Origin of the sequence: Roseibium porphyridii (assembly GCF_026191725.2) — a bacterium.
GTDB lineage: Bacteria > Pseudomonadota > Alphaproteobacteria > Rhizobiales > Stappiaceae > Roseibium > Roseibium porphyridii.
The window spans coordinates 1087210-1109798 of record NZ_CP120863.1 but is presented as its reverse complement, the minus strand read 5'-3'; the positions used below and the strand labels follow the sequence as shown (position 1 = coordinate 1109798).

The window sequence follows — 22589 nt, the reverse complement described above, 5'->3', positions numbered from 1 at the left end:
ACTGTCTGACGGATCAGGACTGCGGCTGAGGCTCCATGCCCCCACTCGCTTCATCGCCGCCGCGCTTTGCACCTGCGGTCGGAACAGCGGATGACCGGCCTACAGGCTGATCGTCATCTGTGTCGCGAACCGGCGGCTTCCCGTTCAGGAGATCCTTGATCTCGTCACCGGACAGTGTTTCGTACTCCAGAAGCCCTTTGGCAATCGTATGAAGCTGGTCTTCATGATCTCCAAGGATCTTGTTTGCAGTCTCATATCCCTGATTCACAAAGGATTTGATTTCTGCGTCCACGATCTTCTGGGTCTCATCGGAAACACTCTGGTTCTTGGCGACCGAGTGTCCAAGGAAAACCTCTTCCTGGTTCTCCCCATAGAGCAGCGGTCCGAGCTTGTCCGACATGCCGAACTGGGTCGCCATTGCACGCGCAAGCTTGGTTGCCATCTGGATATCGCCGGTTGCGCCAGAGGTGACTTTCTCATAGCCGAAGATCATTTCTTCGGCCACACGTCCGCCCATGGCCACGGCAAGATCAGCTTTACACTTCGCGCGTGTCAGGGACACCTGATCTTTCTCGGGCAGACGCATCACCATACCAAGCGCACGGCCGCGCGGGATGATTGTTGCCTTGTGGATCGGATCAGACGCTTCCTGGTGCAGCGCGACCAGCGCATGGCCAGCCTCATGATAAGCGGTCAGCTTCTTCTCTTCTTCGGTCATGACCAGCGTGCGGCGTTCCGCACCCATCATGACCTTGTCTTTTGCATCCTCAAATTCGGCCATCGTTACCAGACGCTTTGAGCGCCGTGCAGCAAGAAGAGCAGCTTCGTTGACGAGGTTCATCAAGTCGGCACCGGAGAAACCCGGTGTACCACGCGCGAGCGTCTTCACGTCGACATCCGGCGCAAGCGGAACCTTCCGCATATGCACTTTGAGGATCTTCTCACGTCCGGTGATGTCCGGATTTGGCACCACGATCTGGCGGTCGAAGCGCCCGGGACGAAGCAGTGCCGGATCAAGCACGTCAGGACGGTTGGTCGCAGCGATGATGATGATGCCTTCGTTCGGCTCAAAACCGTCCATCTCGACCAACAACTGGTTGAGCGTCTGTTCGCGTTCATCATTGCCGCCGCCAAGACCGGCACCACGGTGGCGACCGACTGCATCGATCTCATCGATAAAGATGATGCAAGGCGCATTCTTCTTTGCCTGCTCGAACATGTCGCGAACACGGGATGCACCCACGCCAACAAACATTTCGACAAAATCAGAACCGGAAATCGTGAAGAACGGCACGTTCGCCTCGCCGGCAACCGCGCGCGCTGTCAGTGTCTTACCGGTGCCCGGAGGCCCAACCAGCAGGACGCCGCGAGGAATGCGGCCGCCTAGACGCTGGAACTTTTGCGGGTCGCGAAGGAATTCAACGATTTCCTGAAGGTCTTCCTTTGCCTCATCGATGCCCGCAACGTCTTCAAACGTTACGCGCCCATGGGCTTCCGTCAGCAACTTGGCCTTCGACTTGCCGAAGCCCATCGCCTTTCCGCCGGAGCCTTGCATCTGGCGCATCACGAAAATCCAGATACCCAGGATGATCAACATTGGCAGCCAGGAGAACAATGCACCGAGCAAAGGAGAGCTTTCCGCAGGCGGCGTTGCCTTGATCAGCACCCCCTTGCCGCGGAGTTCATCGACATACTGGGCACCGTCGGGTGCATAAGTCTGGAATGCTCCACCGCTGTTGTAATTACCGGTGATCTTCTGTTCTTGAATGACAACGGATCTGACCTCGCCATTGTCAACCTGCTTCATGAAGTCCGAATAAGCGATATCATTCGTTGCGCCTTGCTGCGCGGGACTCTGAAACAGCTGGAACAATGCGATCAAAAGCAGGGCGATGATCACCCAAAGAGCGAAATTGCGAAAATGTGCGTTCATTGTGTTCCCTTAACCGCCCAACGCGACTTATCTGCACGCGGTTATTTCTCTTCCAGCGAAGATAGGTCGCCCAAAGCCCTCTGCCAAGGCGGTGCGCCATAGTTGCGCAGATGAACTGACTATTTTGTTAAGCCAGGACGTCTATCAGATGTTGCAAGCGGGGAAAACTCTAGATTTCCCCGTTTTCGGCATCTTCGTCGAAATGGTTACCCGGCAATTTAACCCGATTTGGCAGCCGCTCCAATTCCAAATCCTCACACCTGTCGGAAATGTCATGCTCAAAACTGACACTGGCGACGTGATTTAGGGCAATTCCAGCATCTGTCCAGATGACCGGCGAACAGTCAAAGACCTCGCGAGGCCAGCCTTCCGGCCAAATAATCGCACTTCTGGAGATAGGCGCATCGCAAAGCGGGCCAAGAAAAAGGCGATTTTGAACGTCAGAATGTTCGCATGCGTCCGGCACTTTGTATCGGAATCGATTGTCCCAAATCCCACCCCCCGTAAAGGGAGCAAGTGTCGGAGGGGCTTTTCGACCGGGTTCCCGCCAACACCAGATTGTCTGTTCACTCGCTCTAACCTGACACCCAGACAGGGTTTGTTGGAACCCGTCCTTTGACATGAGGCCATTATCAAGCGCTTCAACGCTGGAAAACCGGCGTTTGGTCCGTTGCCCGCGAACCCGGTCCAGCACCACACCCAAGAGCCGCAGCCGAAACTCTTCCGCGAGATCGCGATAGGCAGGCAAACTCAACTTGACCGGTCCTGCAGGGTGCTCAACGAGAAGGCGTTTCGCGATTTCCTTCACGGAAACTTCCAGCGCATGACGTGCGCGGCGAACATGCGCACTGGTTTGGAAGATCCGTTCCGGCGTCAATCCTTCCGCTTCCAACAAACCCAAAATGCGCCGCAATCGGCTTCTCTTGTATTTTTCATCTTTGTTGGAAGGATCTGAGCACCAGCTCAACCCGCGCTCCATGAGGCTGGCTTCCAGTTGCAGCTTTCGTACGCCCAAAAACGGTCGCAAGAGCCGCAAACCCTCGGGGCCGTCCGGCTCGTCAGCAGCCATTGCACTTAATCCTGAAACACCGCTGCCTCGTGTCAAACGATCCAAAAATGTCTCTGCCTGATCGTCCAGATGATGACCCAGCAACAGTCCCTGGCCGCCGGTCTCAGAAAGACGTTTCGCAAAAAGCCGGTAACGCGCAACGCGTGCCTCTTCCTGAATATTGGCAAGAGGTTTGGGTCCGACCCAGTGCAACACAGTCACGGGCAATCCCCTTTTGCTGGCTTCCCGAACAACAAAAGAGGCCTCTTCAGCGCTCTCGGCCCGCAGTCTGTGGTCGACGATCAGAACTTCTGTGGATCCGCGCCAACCGGTCCTTTGACGCCATTCATCGAACAGCACCATCAGGCAAAGCGAATCCGCGCCGCCGGACACCGCAAGTGCAAGGCTTGAAAAAGAATTCAGTTTTGAAAAAAGGAGATCGACATCTTCGACCGGGAGCCCTCTCGGCTCAACCGGTCCGTCAGGAACATTGTGCACGGCTGCGCTCATCCCGCGCCTGTGTCAGAACCGCCGGAGCAGCGTTCGGGTATTTGTTCAAGAGTTCTGAAAACGTTGCACAAGCAGCCTCAGCTTCGCCGAGGCCGCGCAGGGATACACCTAGCTTCAGCAAACTGTCCGGGCTTTTCGAATTGCCAGGGTGGTCTGTGTAGGTCTTCAGGAATGCGTCGGCTGCTTCGCGGTAGTTCTGCTGCGCCAGAAGGCTTTCTCCAAGCCAATACTGTGCCTGTGCGGTCAGGTCGCTGTTGGGGTAATTCTCAAGAAAATTGCGAAACCCGCGTTCTGCGCCCCGATAGTCACCGTTCACGGCCAGAGAATAAGCCTGATTATAGTCGGTGTTCGGATCGCCGCTACCAATCACCGAAGCGATTTGATCATCATCGGTCGCCAAACCGGGTCCCGGTGTCGACAAGTCGTCACCAAGGCCGTTCAAACCATCAAGACCACCATTCGCAAGGGCTGAAAGATCAATCGGTCCATCGGTCGACAGTCCGTTGCCTTCGTAGCCACCCGACTGATCCCAGGTGCCGTCTCCAGAACCGTCAGCCGGCAGTGTTACAGCGCTGCCGTTCGGGGCCGCCAGAGTGCCTGTGCGCGGCGTTCCGTCTGCGGCGAGCCCCGGGGCAGTACTGCCCGGAGCTCCCTGAGGGATGAATTGCGAGCGTTTGCCCGGCGTTCCGCCTTCCAACTGCTGAAAACGGTATTCGTTGTCTTCCTGCATGCGGCGGATCTGATCCTGCAATTCCCGCATCTGAAAAGACATTTGTTCCAACTGGCCGGTCAGAACCCTGATCCGTTCTTCCAGTTGACTGATTCTGACAGCCGATTCGTCATTCCGCCGACCGAACAACTGTGCTTCGGACGGTGTGGCAGTTGCGATGATAACCATCGCCAAAAGGAAACCTGCCAAGCCCTTCATATGTCGCATTCGCTCCTCCGGGTTGGGACCTGCATGCGTTCCCAGCCAAGCCTTTATTACCTGACTGATTTTGTTCGCAGTACAGTTCCGCGCGCATGTTGTCTTAACATGCCCCGCTCTTTACTCAAGTGCACAGAGCGCTCGGACTTCGGCTAAAGTTTGACGGTTCATGGTATCGACCGGGAGAATTCTGTTTCAGTTCGTCAAATACGAAAAAAGCCGGACACATGGCCCGGCTTTTTCTTGCAATTTACAGCTCGCTCAGTTTGTCGCGTTGTTCAACACTGTCACTGCACGGCGGTTCTGCGACCAGCAACTGTTGTCGTTACACACCGCGACAGGGCGCTCCTTGCCATAGGAAATGGTTTTGATCCGTGATGCGCTCACGCCCTGACCGACAAGGTAGTCACGTGCAGCCTGCGCGCGCCTGGCACCGAGTGCAATGTTGTACTGACGCGTGCCACGCTCATCTGCGTGCCCTTCCACCGTGATGGTGTATTGGGAATAGCGATTGAGCCACTTGGCCTGATTGGCAAGCGTGGCCTGACCTTGCGAATTCAACACCGACTGGTCTTCTTCAAAAAACACGCGGTCGCCGACATTCACGACAAAGTCCTGGCCGGTTCCCGGTTTCACGTTGCTTGAAAGCCCGTCCGGCTTGGTCTGGGCACATGCGGCCGCGAATAGAACGGCGAAACAGACCACGATCCAGCGCGCGCTCTGACCGGCGTATTCTCGTTTGAACATTCCTGTCTCCTAATCCCCAGCCCGACTCCCGGGACCCCCGGTTCTTGGTAAACGCTTTCTAGTCAAAGCTGGTTAAAAGCCTCTTTGCAAACATGGTTAATCGGAGCTTAACACGAACGCTGAAGAGACTTTGCTGTTGTTTAGTCTATGAGAGGCGACCATGACGGGTCCGAAGCGAAGGCAGACGTATCCAGTCTCAGCTCATTGTAACCCGTCAGATCAACGGTCCAGACTTGAGGTCCGCCATTTGCACCCGGCGTATCGCGGAAAAACACCAGAACACGGCCATTTGGTGACCATGCCGGCCCTTCGTTGTGATAACCCTCGGTGAGGATACGTTCGCCTTTTCCATCCGGGCGCATAACACCGATCATGAACCGCCCCTGATGTTGCTTGGTGAAGGCGATCAAATCACCGCGAGGTGACCACACGGGCGTTGAATAGCGGCCAGGGCCGAAGGAGATGCGCTGCGCATTTCCACCGTTCGCACCCATGACATAAAGTTGCTGCGTGCCGCCACGGTCGGACTCAAACACGATGCGGCGTCCGTCGGGCGAATAAGACGGGCTGGTGTCGATGGCCGCCGTATTGGTCAGGCGTGTCGTTCGGCGGGACCGCAGATCCATCTGGAAGATGTTTGCATTGCCGCCTTGCTGCAGACTCATGATGACGTTCTGACCATCAGGAGAAAACCGTGGGGCAAATGTCATTCCCGGAAAATTGCCGACAATCTCTCTCTGACCTGTTTCGATATTGAGCAAGTAGACACTCGGGTCAGCACCGCCATATGACATGTAGGTGATTTCCTGACTCGTCGGCGAGAAACGCGGGGTCAGAACCAGATCGTCGCCCCGGGTCAGGTACCGCACATTGGCGCCATCCTGATCCATGATGGCAAGGCGCTTGATCCGTTTGTCTTTTGGACCGGTTTCATCGACATAGACAATCCGAGTGTCGAAATAGCCTTTTTCACCCGTCAGGCGCTCATAAATCGCATCGGCAATAATATGCGCCAGTCTCCGCCAGTTTTCAGGGGTCGTGTAAAACTGCTGCCCGAGCATCTGCTCCGCAGCAAACACATCCCACAAACGGAATTCAGCGCGAAGCCTCCCGTCCGGCTGTTTTATCACCGTGCCGGTTACCAGGGCCTGAGCACTGATCTGGCGCCAGTCGCCAAAGCGTGGCGTGGAGTTCACGCTCATGTTCTTTTGGATGAAACTTGCCGGGTCGAGAGGATTGAAGAGCCCTGATCGTTTGAGATCCGCTGCGATGACGCTGGTCATGTCCGCGGCCAGTTTGCTGTCTCCGCCATCTGCCGAAAATGAGGGCAAGGCAATCGGAAGCGGCTCGATATTACCCTGCGTGATATCAATCTCGACCAATGCGGACGCAGGTTGAGGGGCCAATATCATCAGGACTGTGGCGACAAATGCGAGCCCCGGGGCCTTGCGGCCAACGAGATCAGAAAGACGTTTCAAAATTCCACGCATGAGCAATACCGCTCCCTCACCAACAGTGTCCGGGTTTCCGGACTATCCCCCGATAATCATCTCTCTCGGGTCAAAATTGATAATCACTTCCTGCCAAGCGTCATACTTGGCAATTGGAAGAGAATAAGGCTGACAGCGCATGACTGCGCGAACAGCACTGCTTGCCGCAGCACCGAAAGCCGGGTTTCCATTCGAATTCAGCACCCTTGGGTTCCCAGAAACCTGACCGTCCTGCGACAGGTTGAATTGTACTCTGACCTTTAGCTCTTCAGCGCCAACAGCACCAACAGGCGGGTTCCAGCAAGCGGCCACCTGACCGCGCAGGGCATCCAGTTCGGACTGGGACATGCGCACGTTCTGAGCACCATTGCGCGACCCCAGCGATGCAGGTTCTTGCGAAGCGTTGCCTTGCTGTCTCTCGGGCTCAACCTTGTTCAAAAGCGCCGCAATTTCTTCGGTGTTGAGATCTTCTCTCGGCGGCTCCTGGGTCCTGCGCGGCGGCGCTGGCTTTGTACGAGGGGCTACGCTGGTGACGATCGGTTGCGGCGCAGGGGCTGCTTCCTGCTGAGGGGCCGGTTCAGGGGCCGGTTCCGGATCGGCGGCAGGTTCTGGCGGAGGTGCAGGCGCAGGTTCGGGCGCAGCGACAGGCTCCGGTTCCGGTGCAGGTTCAGGCTCAGTAACGGGTTGGGGTTCCGGAGCAGGTGTCGGGGCGGGCGACGGCGTCGGTGGCGTCGGCTGCTCAACCTGGCTCTCACCTGGCCTGTCGGTCGGTTGCGGCGGCTCTTCCACTTCGGTTTCAGACGGCTGAGTTGCAGCCACGTCACGGACTTCAGCCGTTCTTTCGCCAATGCGCAGTCGGGTAAACTCTTCAACAGGTATCAGGTCAACCGGCAGGGACTCGACTTGTGGTACAGAAAAACTCTCCGCGTCCGGAAAGGCCAGCAAGCCCCAGAATAGAATGGCCGAGTGACCGGCTAGTGACGCGATGAGACCTGCGCGCATGACGCGTTACGAGTCCCGTTCTTCCAGAGTGACAAGGCCGAGCCGTTTGAACCCGGCCGCATTGATCCGGCCCATGAGTTGCATCATGGTGCCGTAATCGGCGTCCTGATCTCCGCGCACGTAAATGCGCTCCTCGTATCCGTTTTCCGCGATCGCTTCGAGCTTGGGCACGATTTCGTCTATGGCAATCGGTGTGTCCTGAATAAAGATCTCACCCGTAGAATTGACCGAAATCGTTATCGGTTCCGTGTCCCCTTCCAGCGCCTTGGCGCGGGTTTCCGGCAGGTCGATTGGCACGCCCACCGTCAGGAGCGGAGCGGCGACCATGAAGATGATCAGGAGCACCAGCATGACGTCGACAAAGGGCGTCACGTTGATTTCACTCATGGGCGCGTGCCGACGGCGACGACGGCCTCTGCGCCCTCCACCTTCTTCTGCGGATCCGACCTGCATGGCCATGCCTTAACCCCTCTCGTCGATCTGACGAGAAAGGATCGCGGAGAACTCGTCCGCAAAGCCTTCCATCCGGGCAACTGCCTTGCCGACGTCGGAATTGAATTTATTGAAGGCAATCACGGCCGGGATAGCGGCGAGAAGCCCAAGCGCAGTTGCAAAGAGGGCTTCGGCAATACCCGGCGCCACAACGGCAAGATTGGTGCTTTCGGATGCGGCGATCGCCTGAAAGGCGGTCATGATACCCCAGACGGTGCCGAACAGTCCGATAAAGGGAGCAGACGACCCAACCGTTGCCAGGATCAATAGCCGGTTCTCCAGCCGCTCCGCTTCGCGCTGAATGGTGACGTCCATGACCCTGTCGATGCGTTGCTGCAGACTTCCGATGGCCGGTCGCTGGCCCTCGTGACTGCGCTTCCATTCCCTCATGGCAGCAACGAACAATGCGGCCATGGAATGGTTCACGCGGTTGTGGAGCGTGTTGTAAAGCTCTTCGAGCGATTGACCGGACCAGAAAACGGTTTCAAACCGCGTCATCTGCCGGCGTGTGCGGCCAATCAGCAGAACCTTGTCGACTATGATCGCCCAGCACCAAACCGACGCAGCGAGCAACCCGATCATGACAATCTTGACGACGATATGCGCCTGCCAGAACAACGCGAAAAAAGACAGCTCGTGTTCTGGTGCTGCCAAAGTGGATTGGACGAGTGTTTCCATTTATTCCTTAGACCTCTAGGCCGTCTGACGCTGTTGCGCTTTCAAAGAACCGGCAGCCACAGCAGAGAACCGGAATCAGACGACCAGCTCATATAACCAGCCGCCTCTCTGACGTTTGAATTTGTCAAAACTGGGACTTTTCCAACCAATAAGTCCCTTTCTAAAGGAATCAATTAAGGTAAATGCAAGATTAACGAAGCGATTTGTTTTGTAAGTATTTTGCTTTGTAAGGGTTTCTGTTCCCGCAAGACCACACTTAAGTGAATCACCCGGTGTAGGTTTCATCCGGGAGATGACGTTGAAGTTTTTCTGCCAAAGCAACAGGTAAGCGGGTTGGCTTGCCTTCGCTCGTGATAATTGCAACCGTCACGGCCGCCGAGATCAACAATTCGTCACCTCTGTGGATCAATTGGTCCAGTTTCAGGCGAGCGCCTCTATATTCTGCAATACTGGTGTGCACTTCCAGCACGTCGTCGATCCTGGCGGGCCTTTGGAAGTCGAGTGTCATCGTGCGTACTGCGAACGCGAGAGAGACGCCATGCACGCCTTTCGCAAGTTCGGCATGATGAATTCCCACGAGACGAAGAAAGTCTGACCGTGCACGTTCGAAGAAGCGAACATAAGCACCGTGATAGACAATTCCGGTAAAGTCAGTGTCTTCATAATAGACGCGCACCGGGAGCACATGTCCGCCTTCTTCCAGGCGGCCGGCAAGGTCGGGCCAATCCGTCACATCTGCACCTCTTTATGACACTTTAAAAAAGGCCTCCCGATCACGTGACCGGGAGGCCTCAATTGCCTTGAGCACTTACCTAGGTTCGACGTCAGGCGGCCGCAACCTCGGAGAGGAATTTCTCCACCGAGGCGCGAAGATGCTCGGCTTGCTGTTTCATTTCAATGGTTGCCGTCAACATGTCATCGACCGCCAAGGAGTTTTCTGAAACCCCTTCGTTAAGCGATGCAACTGTTGATGCGACACTGCGCGTGCCATCGGCAGCTTCGGCCACGTTTCGAGATATTTCACCCGTCGCAGAGCCCTGCTGCTGAACAGCATCGGAAATGGTCGTCGTATAGGAATTCACTTCCTCAACCGATTCCGAGACCTGGGCGATTTCTTCCACCGCTTCGGTGGTTGACGCCTGGATCGCAGCGATCTGTGCCGAAATCTCCTCGGTTGCCTTTGCCGTTTGACCGGCAAGGGACTTCACCTCAGAGGCAACAACCGCAAAGCCTTTGCCGGCATCTCCAGCACGTGCGGCCTCGATTGTCGCATTAAGGGCCAGCAGATTGGTCTGTTCTGCAATCTCCGAAATCAGCGACACAACGTCACCGATCTTGTTGGCCGCTTCCGCAAGACCTGAAATCTTCGAATTGGAGCTTTGAGCAGCGGTCGTTGTCTGACCAACGATGGATGCCGTTGTTTCCACCTGACGGGAAATCTCCGAGATCGAAGCATTCAGCTCTTCAGTTGCCGAAGCAACGGCCTGCACATTGGACGATGCGTTCTCAGACGTCGTCACGGCGGCCTCGCCCTGCTCTGAGGCAGACGCAGAGCGCTGACTGAGCTGCGAGGAAACATCCTCGACCCGAGCAATGTTGGTTTCGACCAGTTCCAATACGGCCTGGGATTCCGCCCGGAAGTCGCCGATCAGAGAATCGATCAGCTTCTCGCGCTTTTCGCGGGCGATATGGCCAACCTTGCGTTCCGCCGCCATGCGTTCACGCTCAACGGAGTTGTCCTTGAACACTTCAATGCAGCGCGCCATGCGACCGATTTCATCATGACGCTCGGTTGCTTCAACAGCCACTTCCAGGTCACCATCCGCAATCTTGCGGGCTGCAGCCGATAGTCGCTCCATCGGAGAGAACATTCGGCGTGTGACCCACCAGATCAAAAGAACGATCGGCACGAGGCAGGCAAATCCTGAAATAACCGCGCCGAAAGTGATCCTGTCAGCAGCAGCCGACAGTTCGGTCTGCTGAACGGCATCCACCACACCATAGGCTGTTCCCTGATAGGTGTTTGTCGCTTCAGCAAAACGATAGTCGTTGCCATCCAGTTTGATCAGTCGATCGCCTGCGGAAATCTCGCTCAACACGTGAACGGCTTCTGCCTTGCCGGAGTTGTCCAGCTGGATAGCCTTTCCGGCAACGTCCACCAGGAAGAAGCGCTCGCTGTCTGCAAGTCCTGTCGGCTCGTTCAACAGCGACGCCAGTGCCTGCATGTTGGCGGAGAAAGCGACCGCGCCGAAGAAACGGTCCAGATAGAATACAGGCGCTGCGAGGACCAACGACACCGTGCCATCTTCACCAGTGACAAAGCCAGAAGAATAGATTTGCCCCGCGGCAAGGGATTCGTCTTTGGCGGCGGCAAACAATTTGCCGAATGCAGCCTGGACCGGATGCCCCAGGATGTCAGCATCATCCACATGGAAGGCAAATTCCTCGCCCTTGCCATAGGTGTAGGTGATGAAGCCGTCCGGATTGGCAAGCGCGGCATCGGAGAACAGCCCCTGGCCGATGACATCTTGATAAATCGGATGCACAACCTTGTGGTTGTTCACGTAGTAGTTGGACTCCGCCGGCTCTACCAGCAGATGGCGCTCGTGAGCAGGATGCGGATTGTCTGCCACGAAGATCTTGCGGAGGGTCTCGTTCTGCCCCTCTTTCAGGTTCTTCCAACCGACCAGGGTCTTCATCAGGCTGTCCTTGGCCTCTTCAAGAGACACGAAGAACTTCGCGCTGTATGTGACCTGATCCAGCGCCATTTCAAGCACTTTTTGCTTGGCCTTGGTGGCACTTTCCAATCCGTTGTCCGCCTGTCCGTTGGCAACATCCCTGGACAACATGGACGTAACGGTAACGATGGCGACGCACATGGTCAGGGCGCCAGCCAGAAACATAAGAGCAAGTTTTGATGAAAGCCGCTTGCGCATGATTCCCCCACAAATTTGGGGGATCATAGGTTGAGATTCGCCAATAAATGCTTAATCAAATCTGAGCCAGTTCGATAAAATTACCTATAATTTGACTTTCAAAATCACACGTAAAACTAGTCTGGGTCCTGGAACAAACCCATTTGCGGAGCATCCGGCCGGGACGGCGCCGCCAATCCGAGATGCTCAAATGCCATCGGTGTCAGAACGCGCCCGCGCGGTGTTCGCTGCAGAAAACCATTCTGGATCAGATACGGTTCGACAATCTCTTCAATGGCGTCCCTCGGCTCCGACAAAGCTGCCGCAATGGTTTCGATTCCAACGGGCCCGCCGCCGAAATTGACGGCAATCTGATTGAGATAGCGCCGGTCAAGGCTGTCCAATCCCGCGTGATCAACCTCCAGCTGACGCAGTGCCTTGTCGGCGAGCGCACGGTCAACCCGTTCCGTCCCTTCGAAAACGGCAAAGTCCCGCACACGGCGAAGCAACCGCCCTGCGATACGCGGCGTACCGCGAGACCGCTTGGCAATTTCGTGTGCACCGTCTTCAGCCATGCCTATCTGAAGGATCGATGCGCCCCGTTTGACGATATGTTCGAGTTCCGGGACCGTATAGAATTGCAGGCGCACGGGAATTCCGAACCGGTCGCGTAGCGGTGTCGTCAGCAGACCGAGCCGCGTTGTCGCGGCAACAAGAGTGAATTTAGCCAGATCGATCTTGACCGATCGCGCTGCCGGTCCTTCACCAATAATCAGATCGAGCTGGTAATCCTCCATTGCCGGATAAAGCACTTCCTCAACTGCGGGGTTGAGCCGGTGGATCTCGTCGATGAAGAGCACGTCCCTCTCTTCCAGATTGGTAAGCAGAGCAGCAAGATCGCCTGCTTTGGCAATAACAGGACCGGATGTTGCCCGGAAATTCACTCCAAGCTCGCGCGCCATGATCTGGGCCAGTGTTGTCTTGCCAAGACCCGGCGGCCCGACAAACAGCACATGATCGAGCGCTTCTCCACGTGCCTTGGCCGCACCAATGAAAACCTTCAGATTGGCACGCGCCTGGGCCTGGCCGACAAATTCGTCCAGAGCCTGCGGGCGCATCGTGCTGTCGATCTCATCGCCGCGAATTTCCGGCGTCACAATGCGTTCGTCATCCGACATGGCTGACGACCACAAACAGCATCACCAGGAGAAACAGGGAATAAGCCACCCTGATCGCATAGAATTTTTTGAACTGGCTCCGCACAAACGGATCGTCCGTTTCGATGCGGCGCCCTTTGATCGCAAAGGGACGATCGCCGACAGACAGCGAAAACCGGTGATCGAGATACATGATACCGCCGATTCCAAGGGCAATGAATGTTATGGCAATGACGGCATAAGTGAACGCTATCATGCGGACAGTTCCTTCAAACCGAGGCGTATGAGCGTTTCCGTAGACGCATCCTCACCCGCGGACTGCATTGCCTTGGCAACGGCCGCACTTGCCTGCGGCTGAGGGTAGCCGAGATTTGTAAGCGCGGATACGGCTTCGGCAACCGGGCGGGCGGCGACATTGTCTGCCACGTCCTGCGAAACGGCAATCGTCCCCTGATCGACCGTTGCCAATGCCGGCGCCTTGTCCTTGAGTTCTGTCAGAATGCGCTCGGCAACACGTTTGCCGACACCCGGGGCGCGTGAGATCGTCGCCTTGTCGCCAAGTGCAATTGCATTGGCCACTTCACTGGCTTTCAAGATGCCCAAGATCCCGAGAGCAACCTTTGCCCCGACCCCCTGAACAGTCATGAGGATCCTGAACCATTCCCGCTCCGCCTCCTGAGCGAAACCGAATAAACGGATCATGTCCTCACGCACCATGGTTTCAATGAAGAGCACCGCGGCTTCGCCAGTTCTCGGCAAGCCCTGAAGAATGCGCGAAGGGCAATGAACCTGATAGCCGACACCATGGACGTCGAGGATCACATGATCCTCGCCGTAACTGTCGATTGTCCCTTTCAGCTTCCCGATCATGCCGCCCCCATCGCCGCAAGGCGTGCTGCGCTGTTGGCCCGATGCTGCGCGTGGCAGATGGCAATCGCAAGCGCATCTGCCGCGTCGTCGGAATTAAACGTTGCGCGGGGCATCAGCACCTTGACCATTGCCCGGATCTGTTCCTTTTCCGCGTGTCCTGTTCCAACCACGGTCTTCTTCACAAGATTGGGCGCGTACTCTGCGACCGCCAACCCTGCAAGCGAGGGAACCAACAAAGCCACACCGCGGGCTTGACCGAGTTTCAGCGTCGCCCCGGCATCCTTGTTTACGAAAGTGTGCTCAACGGCGGCTTCTTGCGGCTCGTGATGCCGTACCACTTCGGAGAGCCCGTCATGCAACTCCACGAGACGCTCGGCCAGACTTTTCTTGTTGTTTGAAGTCACCGTGCCGGAAGCAATGAAGGACAGCCTGTTGCCCGCCGCTTCGATCATGCCCCAACCGGTGCGCCGCAGTCCCGGGTCGATCCCCAGCAATCGAATCGCATGTGTCATGGAACAAATCGGTAACAAAACTTCTTCGTTGACGCCAGTAGAAGCGAAGCTTACCAACCTAAAGCCTGTCTAAAACCCGCCAGAGCGGTCTGGCCGGCGCATGTTGTCCATCACCGGTTCCGCGCCTGTCGATCATTTCGGTTCTTCGGCCTGAGTCCGATGACCGCCATTGTGTGGATGCCGCTCACCAACGAGAGTTCATGGACGAAATTTTCACCTCTTACACACCCGACTTGCTTGCCTTCCTGGCGCTTGTCCTGTTCGTCGCCGGGTGCGTTCGCGGATTTGCTGGTTTTGGTGCCGGCATGATTTTCATCCCCGTAGCAACAAGCGTCATCCTGCCGGCCACAGCCGCCGCGACATTCCTTTTCATTGACAGCATCGTGACACTGCCGCTTTTGATACGCGCTGTCAGGCAGTGCGTATGGTCCACGGTGCTGCCCGCCGTGTTCGGTGCGGTCATCTTTGTACATCTCGGCGCATGGCTTCTCGCCAATACGGACATTCTCGTTTTGAGATGGACCATCTTTGCCATCGTGACCGGACTGCTTCTGCTTTTGATTTCGGGCTGGCGCTACCAAAAGCAACCAAATTCGGCGATATCTTTTGCAACAGGTGGGGTCTCCGGCATTCTTGGCGGCATATCACAGGTGTCAGCCCCGCCCGTCGTTGCCATGTGGCTGTCCAGCTCATCCGACCCTCAAACCATCAGAGCCAACCTGATCGTCTTCTTTTCCCTGGCAAGCGTGGGAACGTTTTTCGCCTACATGCTGCATGGATTTTTCACCATCAAGGTGCTTCACCTGCTGGTCGTAGCGGTTCCGGTTTATGCCCTTGCGATCTTCACCGGCACACGCGGCTTTAAATGGGCGAACCCGAGCCTCTACCGGAAAGTTGCCTATGGCCTGATCGCCTTGGCGGCTTTGACCAGCATGCCAGCACTGGACGAATTATTCCGCTGACGCTTCCTGTTCCAGAACCTTTTCTCGCCACTTCCCGCATTTTTCGCTCATGAGCCTTTCCAGTTCGCTCTCGAATTCTGAGCGGCTTGAACACGCTTGCGCAAGAATGCTGAGCGCGACGATTGTTGCATCGACCGCCTCTTCGCGCACATCCTCAATGGAATGGTTTTTATAAGCACTGCCCGGTGCTTTGGTGACGGACAAAACGGCCTGCGCCAGTTCGCCGGCCTCTTCGGAAAGCTTCAGCGTGCGTTCCTGCAGCGTCTTGGGATCGTCCTGGGTCAACTCGAAAATCTGGAACACAGCGAGACCTTTCAAAAATTCTTGCAGAAAATAAACGAGCCGTTGAAACAAAAAACCCCGGCCTGGCCGGGGTTTTGAAAAGAAACGTCACGCCCTCTTAGGTCGCAAGTGCGGCCATCGTTTCTTCATCGACATCGAAGTTCGAGTAGACGTTTTGAACATCATCATCGTCCTCAAGCATATCGATCAGTTTCATCAGCGTTTGCGCCTTGTCCACGTCAACGGGCGTGAGGTTCTGCGGTTTCCAGATGATCTTGGTAGAATCGGCTTCTCCAAGTGCATCTTCAAGCGCCTTGGCAACGTCATTCAAATCTTCAAAGGCCGTATAGATCGTGTGACCGCCTTCATCCGATTGCACATCTTCAGCACCCGCCTCGATCGCAGCCTCCAGAACCGCATCGGCTTCACCTGCATCGGGCTTGTAGATGACCTCACCAACACGGTCGAACATGAAGGAGACCGAGCCGGTTTCCCCAAGCGAGCCGCCGCATTTCGTGAAATAAGAGCGCACGTTGGAAGCAGACCGGTTGCGATTGTCCGTCAGCGCCTCGACGACAACGGCAACACCGGCTGGTCCGTATCCTTCGTAGCGGATCTCTTCGTAGTTATCGCCATCACCCGTTTGCGACTTGTTGATTGCCCGCTGGATATTGTCCTTGGGCATCGACTGGGGCTTGGCGTTCTGTACGGCAAGACGCAGGCGCGGATTGGAGTCTGGGTCTGGGTCACCCATCTTTGCCGCGACGGTGATTTCCTTGGACAGTTTGGAGAACATCTTGGAGCGGGCTGCATCCTGGCGGCCCTTGCGGTGCATGATGTTCTTGAATTTTGAATGGCCTGCCATGGCTCTTCTCGGTTCTTCTTAAGGTGATGTCGATGAAAACTGCGCCCGCTTATAGGCAAGTTGGGGTCGAAAATCCAGCTTGCGGAAACGCCTGACGTCTCATCAGTCTGGATCGGACCAGAAATACGGCTGGACCGGCTCCAGGCGCCCTCCGATCCGGAGAGGTGCAATCCGGTCTGCAAGTCCGGTCCGATCATCGGTTTCGATAGCGACGCCGCAGATCGTGGCGTCTCCCGTTGCCGGCGTGAACCTTGATCCCGGGATCTTGCGTTGGAACCGATTGACTGGCTCTTCTTTGTCCATCCCGAGCACACTGTCATAAGCACCGCACATCCCGGCATCCGAAAGGTAGGCCGTCCCGTTCTCCAGGATCTGGTGGTCGGCAGTCGGAACATGGGTATGTGTGCCAACCACGAGACTGACCCTCCCATCCAGGAAATGGCCCATCGCCTGTTTTTCGCTTGTTGCCTCGGCGTGCATGTCGACAATAATCGCATCGGCAACTTCAGCCAGCGGGCAGTCGGACACAACCCTGTCCATCGCGGCAAAGGGGTCATCGAGCGCATCCATATAGACGCGCCCCATCACATTGGCGACCATCACCTGAGCACCGTTTCGGGCCGTATAAAGATGTGCTCCCCGACCCGGCGTGCCTGAAGGATAGTTCACAGGTCTGAGCAGACGATCCTGACGCTCGATATAAACAAGCGTGTCCCGCTGATCCCACACATGATTTCCAGTCGTTACAACGTCTGCACCGGCGTCCAGAACATCTTGAAGAATTGCCTCGGTGATCCCGAAACCGGACGCCGCGTTTTCACCATTCACAATGACGAAGTCGAGCTGGTTGTCTTCTACGAGCCCGGGCAATTTGTCGATCACCGCAGAACGACCGGAGCGGCCGACAAGATCCCCCAGAAACAAAATACGCATGTAACCTCGCTAGGCGATCAAAGGCTGACATGCGACAGCGGTCTGTAGTCAGCTGAATGCCCGGTATCCGACTTCAGTTAAAATCCCATTCAGAGGTTTGTCATGCGCTTCAAAGGGCACGCGGTCAACCTCCTGAACTGCAAAAGCCACGCCGATACACAGGAGGGGGCCTTCTCTTTTGATGGCTGCAATTGCCGTATCGTAGTGCCCCTTTCCATAGCCAAGACGGTTACCGGCACCGTCGAAACCGGACAAGGGCATGAGCATGACATCCGGGCGCATTTTTTCTGCAGACGGCGCTGGTTCCAGTGTCCCAAAACCTGCCGGCACCAGTTCGCTGTCGCGCTCAAGTCTGCGAAACTCAAGATGAGGTTCGGCAATCGCCGGCAGACACAGTGGGTGGCCTCTTTGACGCAAGGCATCCATGAGCGGTCTGATATCTATCTCGTCACGGATTGGCCAGAAACCTGAAACGATAGCTTCCTCGGGAAGAGGCAGATCGTCGACATGATCAACCAGCGCAAGGCTCTTTTCGATCCGTTCGATCTCGTCCATCGCCTTTCGGCGGGCGAGTGCATGCCTGCGAACAGCTTCTTTTTTGTCGGCATGGGAAGAAGGAATAGCCATGAGCCTTTACGTCAGAGCGATCAAATCTGTCTTGTCCCGGTTCGCCGCAAACACGACTACCGGCCAGTGCAGCCGGGCACTTGGAGTAGAAATGTGCAGCCGTCCGACCGTTGGATCTGCAATCCCGGAGAACCTACAAAGTAGGTGGGCGCCGTATGCAACGGACCACGGCCCAGCGCAGGGACAGCTCCCGAAGGAATGCGTAAGGCCCCGGGGATAATGTTCCTGACGTGTCGGGCAGCCGCGACTACGGCATATAGACCCGACTTCAGGCAATTACCAGAGCGGCATGGCATTCAATACAAACGATTTTGAAGACTGAATTCAAAGAACCACCGCACGAACCAGCAATGTTCAGGAATTTTCCGGATTTTTGAGGCTCTTGCTCAAGCCATCGGCAAGGCTTTCAATCCTTGCTGCAGCAGTATTGACCGCCCTGGAGAGTTCTTCTTCGTTCTGGCTCATGTTATCGAGCGCTGCATCCTGCTGCCGTTTGGCATCTTCCAGGTCCGCTTCAAGCCTGACGATCTTGCGTTCAAGTTCCGACAATTGGTCGGTTGCCATGATGCCGGCCATCACGGTCAGGCGCTGATCGCCAATCTCACCGAACGCACCCTTCAATTCCCCGATCCAGCCATCGAAGCGCGCCGCCAGGCCCTGAAGACGTTCCTCTTCACCATCATCGCAAGCCATACGGAAGGCTTTGCCGTTAATCGTGACGGTAATCTGCGCCATTGTTCAGTCAGCCTCCATGCGCATCAAGAACGCTTCGGATGGTTTCCATGGCGGAAACAAGCCGGCGGGACACGTCCTTGTTGGCTTCCTCCAAACGGGAGGCTCGCGCTTCGCTTTCATCCAGTGATGCAGCCAGCTGAGACCTGTCTTCGCCAAGCCTTTGAAGATCATCCTGCAGGGCATTCAACGATCTGTCGGCGTCCATGCGACGCTGAACAGCCGCCTCCAGCTGACCGACAGCAGTATCAAGGCGCTTTACCGCGTCGGTAAGACTGGTCTTTTCCATGCAGTCGACATCCGCCATTAATTACATTTTCCCAAAGTGTTTTGCGGCGGTCCGCCAGTTCCTTTCAAACGCACATTCCGGAGATTTGGCGCTTTCGCTACTGTGTCGCGCAACATCCAATGACACTTCCGACACAGCGTTCACGCGATTGTTTCGCGGCGAAAAAGCAAATCTTTTTCAGGGCGTCGAGCTTAGGCATCGCAACTTCTCTCAGTCAATGGCACCATTGGCAGAATCCTCAACTCTATAACGCCCAAAAAGAAAATTTCTTCCCGGATTCCGTTGGCTCGCCTTTGTTGACTCGCCGACGGTTCCTGATATTTGTCTGGCGCCTGTTCGAAATTGACGATAGTCAGCTTCTGAGCAACGTACCTCATTCATACCTTGCCGGGCGGTCCAACCTCGGCAACGGCGCTTCAACGCAAGCAACGGGAAGACGATGACCGATATTGAAAAACACCAGCGCATGGCAAACGCGATCCGCTTCCTTGCCATCGATGCCGTGGAAAAGGCGAAATCCGGTCACCCCGGACTGCCCATGGGGGCCGCCGATATCGCAACCGTTCTGTTTACCCAGTTCCTGAAGTTTGATCCGACTGCACCCGACTGGTCCGACCGCGATCGCTTCGTTCTTTCTGCTGGTCACGGATCCATGCTGCTGTACAGCCTGCTGTACTTGCTCGGCTACGAAGATTTCACGCTCGACGAAATCAAGAACTTCCGCCAGCTCGGCTCGCGCACGGCCGGCCACCCGGAATATGGCCATGGCGCTGGCATTGAGACCACAACTGGCCCGCTCGGCCAGGGCCTGGGCAATGCCGTTGGCATGGCGATTGCCGAACGTCTGCAGGAAGAGCGTTTCGGCAAAGATCTTGTCGATCACTACACATACGTTCTCGCTGGCGACGGCTGCCTCATGGAAGGCATCAGCCAGGAAGCACTGACACTTGCCGGTCACCTCAAGCTGAACAAGCTGATCGTGATCTGGGACGACAACGGCATTTCCATTGACGGTAAGGTCGAAATCACCGATTCGACGGACCAGCAGGCCCGCTTTGCGGCCTCAGGCTGGAACACTTTGAGTGTTGACGGTCATGACCCGGAAGCTCTTGCCGCCGTGATCCGCCAAGCCCAGGCAAGTGACAGACCGACCCTGATTGCTGCCAAAACCACAATCGGATTTGGAGCTCCCACCAAAGCCGGGTCGCAAAAGGCGCATGGTTCACCGCTGGGTGCTGAAGAAATTGTCGGAACACGCGACGCGCTCAACTGGCCGCACGAGCCCTTTGACATTCCAAGCGATGTTCTGGATGCATGGCGGATTGCCGGGCTCCGTTCCGCCCACGCACACAAGGACTGGCAAAAGCGATTTGCGGATGCGGACGCGGAAACGCGGGCCGAATTCGACCGCCGGTACCGTGGTGATCTTCCAGCGACGTTCACCCAGGCTATTCTGGACTACAAGAAGAAGCTCGCAGACGAACAGCCAACCATGGCAACGCGCAAGGCTTCCGAAGCTGTCCTGAACGTGATCAACGAAGTCGTACCGGAAACGATTGGTGGGTCAGCCGACCTGACCGGCTCGAACAACACCAAAACACCACAAACCGTGCCGGTTACACCGGACGATTTCTCCGGTCGCTACATTCATTACGGTATTCGCGAACACGGCATGGCTGCGGCCATGAACGGGATGGCGCTGCATGGTGGCCTGATCCCCTATTCCGGCGGTTTCTTGATCTTCTCCGATTACTGCCGTCCGTCGATCCGACTAGCAGCATTGATGGGCCAGCGAGTTATCCATGTGATGACGCACGATTCCATCGGGCTTGGCGAAGACGGCCCAACCCACCAACCGGTCGAACATTTCGCGGCTCTGCGGGCAATCCCGAACCTCACGTTCTACCGGCCTGCCGACATCACCGAAACGCTGGAATGCTGGCAGCTGTCGCTTGAAGACAGGTCCGGACCGTCTGTCCTGGCATTGACCCGCCAGAACCTTCCGTCTCAGCGCAAGAATTTCGAAGAAGACAACCTTTGTGCCAAAGGCGCTTATGTGTTGATTGACTGTGAAGACAGCGCAGCGGTCACCATCTTTGCGTCAGGCTCGGAAGTTGAGATCGCTGTCGATGCTCATAAAGAGTTGACCGAAGAAGGTATTGCGACGCGAGTAGTCAGTGTCCCATCTTTCGAACTGTTCGAATCCCAATCGGACGACTATAAGGCCGACATCATCGGCGACAGCGCGGTCAAGATTGCCGTTGAGGCGGGCATCCGCATGGGATGGGACCGTTTCGTCGGCAATGACGGCCTGTTTATTGGCATGAACGGCTTCGGCGCGAGCGCACCTTACAAGGAGCTGTATGAGCACTTCGGCATCACCAAGGACGCCGTCGTCTCTGCAGCGAAAGAAAAGCTCGCAACTTAATTGAGATCAATTCCCGGCAACGCCAGATCCTCCATATGTTGCCGGGCCCTGAGCACTTGAGGCTCTTCCAAGCGACCACGACACATGTGGTCATAAAGGTGGCGTTTTTCTTGGAATGAAACGCCGAAGATCGCAGGAGTGGAATATGGTAACCAAGGTAGCAATCAACGGTTTTGGCCGCATTGGCCGGAACATCCTGCGCGGGATTGTCGAATCCGGCCGCACCGACATTGAAGTCGTCGCCATCAACGATCTTGGTCCGGTTGAAACAAACGCACATCTGCTGCGCTATGACTCCGTTCATGGCAGGTTCCCCGCCGAAGTGACAGTCGACGGTGACACGATCTCGGTTGGCGGCGGCAAGCCTATCAAGGTCACCGCAATTCGCGACCCGAAGGAACTGCCATGGGGCGAGCTCGGTGTTGACATTGCGATGGAATGCACAGGCATCTTCACCGCCAAAGAAAAGGCCTCAATGCTTCTGGAAGCCGGTGCAAAGCGTGTTCTCGTTTCAGCACCAGCCGCAGGCGCTGACAAGACCATCGTTTATGGTGTGAACCACGATGCACTGACTTCAGAAGATCTGGTCGTGTCCAACGCGTCGTGCACCACCAACTGCCTGTCGCCGGTTGCTTACGTTCTCAATGACACCGTCGGCATTGAAAAAGGCTTCATGACAACGATCCACTCCTACACGGGTGACCAGCCGACTCTGGACACCATGCACAAGGATCTTTACCGCGCTCGCGCAGCGGCCATGTCCATGATCCCGACATCCACTGGTGCGGCAAAAGCTGTTGGACTGGTTCTGCCGGAGCTAAATGGCAAGATGGATGGCGTGGCAATTCGCGTGCCGACACCCAACGTCTCTGTGGTCGACTTGAACTTCATCGCCAAGCGCGAGACCAGTGTTGAAGAAATCAATGCTGCGATCAAGGCAGCTGCGGACGGTAAGCTGAAGGGTGTTCTCGGTTACACGGAAGAAAAGCTTGTTTCCATGGACTTCAACCATGACAGCCACTCTTCCGTCTTCCACATGGACCAGACCAAGGTTATGGACGGCACTTTTGTGCGCATCCTGACCTGGTACGACAACGAGTGGGGCTTCTCCAACCGCATGGCCGACACGGCCGTTGCCATGGCGAAACTCATCTAACCAGATGATCTGGTTGACCAGACAATCAGTCTG

23 protein-coding genes and 1 other RNA gene are annotated in these 22589 nt (G+C 56.2%); 3 read left to right on the top strand and 21 right to left on the bottom strand.

Features of this window, described 5'->3' with window-relative positions; translation table 11 throughout:
- Positions 1 to 13: 13 nt before the first annotated feature.
- From ftsH to ruvC, 14 genes are all read right to left on the bottom strand, one after another.
- Positions 14 to 1933: an ATP-dependent zinc metalloprotease FtsH gene (gene ftsH, locus K1718_RS05285; RefSeq protein ID WP_152499928.1), complete on the bottom strand. Its 1920-nt coding sequence runs from the start codon at positions 1931 to 1933 to the stop codon at positions 14 to 16.
- 169 nt (positions 1934 to 2102) lie between these two features.
- Complete coding sequence (gene tilS, locus K1718_RS05280) at positions 2103 to 3491, bottom strand: tRNA lysidine(34) synthetase TilS (protein ID WP_265682834.1); 1389 nt, start codon at positions 3489 to 3491, stop codon at positions 2103 to 2105.
- Positions 3463 to 4428 (bottom strand): tol-pal system protein YbgF, encoded by a 966-nt coding sequence (ybgF, locus tag K1718_RS05275; protein WP_152499926.1) that lies wholly within the window; start codon positions 4426 to 4428, stop codon positions 3463 to 3465. Before ybgF ends, tilS begins: the two co-directional genes overlap by 29 nt.
- Before the next feature lie 252 nt (positions 4429 to 4680).
- Positions 4681 to 5166, bottom strand: a complete 486-nt coding sequence (gene pal, locus K1718_RS05270) for a peptidoglycan-associated lipoprotein Pal (RefSeq protein ID WP_152499925.1) — start codon at positions 5164 to 5166, stop codon at positions 4681 to 4683.
- A 140-nt stretch (positions 5167 to 5306) separates the two neighbouring features.
- Positions 5307 to 6578, bottom strand: coding sequence for a Tol-Pal system beta propeller repeat protein TolB (tolB, locus tag K1718_RS05265; protein WP_265684668.1), 1272 nt, complete (start codon positions 6576 to 6578; stop codon positions 5307 to 5309).
- Positions 6579 to 6698: 120 nt separating this feature from the next.
- The gene (locus K1718_RS05260; protein WP_265682832.1) at positions 6699 to 7658 is read right to left on the bottom strand and encodes a TonB C-terminal domain-containing protein; all 960 of its coding nucleotides are present in this window, start codon (positions 7656 to 7658) and stop codon (positions 6699 to 6701) included.
- 6 nt (positions 7659 to 7664) lie between these two features.
- On the bottom strand, positions 7665 to 8117 hold the full coding sequence (gene tolR / locus K1718_RS05255) for a protein TolR (RefSeq protein ID WP_265682830.1): 453 nt from the start codon (positions 8115 to 8117) through the stop codon (positions 7665 to 7667).
- Positions 8118 to 8120: 3 nt separating this feature from the next.
- On the bottom strand, positions 8121 to 8828 hold the full coding sequence (gene tolQ / locus K1718_RS05250; RefSeq protein WP_152499921.1) for a protein TolQ: 708 nt from the start codon (positions 8826 to 8828) through the stop codon (positions 8121 to 8123).
- Between the two features lie 265 nt (positions 8829 to 9093).
- Positions 9094 to 9561, bottom strand: coding sequence for a tol-pal system-associated acyl-CoA thioesterase (gene ybgC, locus K1718_RS05245; RefSeq protein ID WP_152499920.1), 468 nt, complete (start codon positions 9559 to 9561; stop codon positions 9094 to 9096).
- Positions 9562 to 9652: 91 nt separating this feature from the next.
- Positions 9653 to 11764 (bottom strand): methyl-accepting chemotaxis protein, encoded by a 2112-nt coding sequence (locus K1718_RS05240; protein WP_265682828.1) that lies wholly within the window; start codon positions 11762 to 11764, stop codon positions 9653 to 9655.
- Between the two features lie 116 nt (positions 11765 to 11880).
- Complete coding sequence (gene ruvB / locus K1718_RS05235) at positions 11881 to 12921, bottom strand: Holliday junction branch migration DNA helicase RuvB (RefSeq protein ID WP_152499919.1); 1041 nt, start codon at positions 12919 to 12921, stop codon at positions 11881 to 11883.
- Positions 12911 to 13156, bottom strand: coding sequence for an endonuclease (locus tag K1718_RS05230; protein ID WP_265682827.1), 246 nt, complete (start codon positions 13154 to 13156; stop codon positions 12911 to 12913). The genes ruvB and K1718_RS05230 overlap by 11 nt, the downstream gene beginning before the upstream one ends.
- Positions 13153 to 13770, bottom strand: a complete 618-nt coding sequence (gene ruvA / locus K1718_RS05225) for a Holliday junction branch migration protein RuvA (RefSeq protein ID WP_152499917.1) — start codon at positions 13768 to 13770, stop codon at positions 13153 to 13155. The genes K1718_RS05230 and ruvA overlap by 4 nt, the downstream gene beginning before the upstream one ends.
- Positions 13767 to 14282, bottom strand: a complete 516-nt coding sequence (gene ruvC, locus K1718_RS05220) for a crossover junction endodeoxyribonuclease RuvC (RefSeq protein WP_152499916.1) — start codon at positions 14280 to 14282, stop codon at positions 13767 to 13769. Before ruvC ends, ruvA begins: the two co-directional genes overlap by 4 nt.
- 200 nt (positions 14283 to 14482) lie before the next feature.
- Here ruvC and K1718_RS05215 point away from each other — a divergent pair, with 200 nt between their 5' ends.
- Positions 14483 to 15244, top strand: coding sequence for a sulfite exporter TauE/SafE family protein (locus K1718_RS05215; protein ID WP_265682826.1), 762 nt, complete (start codon positions 14483 to 14485; stop codon positions 15242 to 15244).
- Here K1718_RS05215 and K1718_RS05210 read toward each other — a convergent pair.
- From K1718_RS05210 to K1718_RS05180, 7 genes are all read right to left on the bottom strand, one after another.
- Positions 15233 to 15547 carry a MazG-like family protein gene (locus K1718_RS05210; RefSeq protein WP_209006833.1) on the bottom strand — a complete coding sequence of 105 codons (315 nt, stop codon included), beginning with the start codon at positions 15545 to 15547 and terminating at the stop codon, positions 15233 to 15235. The genes K1718_RS05215 and K1718_RS05210 overlap by 12 nt on opposite strands.
- A 97-nt stretch (positions 15548 to 15644) precedes the next feature.
- Complete coding sequence (locus tag K1718_RS05205) at positions 15645 to 16391, bottom strand: YebC/PmpR family DNA-binding transcriptional regulator (protein WP_265682824.1); 747 nt, start codon at positions 16389 to 16391, stop codon at positions 15645 to 15647.
- A 102-nt stretch (positions 16392 to 16493) separates the two neighbouring features.
- On the bottom strand, positions 16494 to 17324 hold the full coding sequence (locus tag K1718_RS05200; RefSeq protein ID WP_265682822.1) for a TIGR00282 family metallophosphoesterase: 831 nt from the start codon (positions 17322 to 17324) through the stop codon (positions 16494 to 16496).
- Positions 17325 to 17372: 48 nt separating this feature from the next.
- Positions 17373 to 17951, bottom strand: a complete 579-nt coding sequence (locus K1718_RS05195) for a 5-formyltetrahydrofolate cyclo-ligase (protein ID WP_265682820.1) — start codon at positions 17949 to 17951, stop codon at positions 17373 to 17375.
- A 92-nt stretch (positions 17952 to 18043) separates the two neighbouring features.
- A non-coding RNA gene (gene ssrS / locus K1718_RS05190) (6S RNA) lies at positions 18044 to 18198 on the bottom strand.
- Positions 18199 to 18305: 107 nt separating this feature from the next.
- Positions 18306 to 18686, bottom strand: coding sequence for a cell division protein ZapA (locus K1718_RS05185; protein ID WP_152499910.1), 381 nt, complete (start codon positions 18684 to 18686; stop codon positions 18306 to 18308).
- 7 nt (positions 18687 to 18693) lie between these two features.
- Complete coding sequence (locus K1718_RS05180; RefSeq protein WP_152499909.1) at positions 18694 to 18990, bottom strand: DUF4164 domain-containing protein; 297 nt, start codon at positions 18988 to 18990, stop codon at positions 18694 to 18696.
- 421 nt (positions 18991 to 19411) lie between these two features.
- Between K1718_RS05180 and tkt the strand changes: the two genes are divergently transcribed.
- Entirely contained in the window at positions 19412 to 21400 is a 1989-nt protein-coding gene (gene tkt / locus K1718_RS05175) for a transketolase (protein ID WP_152499908.1), read from the top strand.
- A 145-nt stretch (positions 21401 to 21545) separates the two neighbouring features.
- Complete coding sequence (gene gap, locus K1718_RS05170) at positions 21546 to 22556, top strand: type I glyceraldehyde-3-phosphate dehydrogenase (protein WP_152499907.1); 1011 nt, start codon at positions 21546 to 21548, stop codon at positions 22554 to 22556.
- Positions 22557 to 22589: the final 33 nt, after the last annotated feature.